Below are 379 nucleotides of genomic sequence, written 5' to 3'. Positions count from 1 at the left end.
ACAGAAGACACGGTATATGTGCGGTTAACGCAGAACGTCGACAGCATTGGTGAAGACGGTGGTCAGGTAACCTATACAGTTACCCTGGTTGATGAAAATGATCAGCCTATTACAGTACCGGCCGGCGAAACAGTTACAGTTGGTCTGGGTTATACAGGTAGCGCGGATAGCAGTGAATACACAGGTGAGCAGGCCAGCGTGACGTTTACTGCAGGACAAAGTCAGCAGCAATTTGTAGTTACCAGTGTTGATGATGCTGTATCAGAGCCGAATGAAAATATCATTGTAGATATTACCTCTATCACAGACAGCGGCGCGTTTGAGAACGTGGAAGAGCATGCTGATAATCAGGTAACAACACTGGTCATTGATGATGACG

1 protein-coding gene is annotated in these 379 nt (G+C 46.7%); it reads left to right on the top strand.

The window, feature by feature from the left end; translation table 11 throughout:
- Window positions 1–18 precede the first annotated feature (18 nt).
- The coding region (locus JYB63_RS22650) for a hypothetical protein (protein ID WP_336510920.1) at window positions 19–379 on the top strand (361 nt) is incomplete at its 3' end.

Source organism: Aliamphritea spongicola (assembly GCF_017051665.1).
Classification (GTDB): domain Bacteria; phylum Pseudomonadota; class Gammaproteobacteria; order Pseudomonadales; family Balneatricaceae; genus Amphritea; species Amphritea spongicola.
The sequence above is the reverse complement of the archived record's forward strand: the minus strand, read 5'-3'. Positions and strand labels throughout refer to the sequence as shown.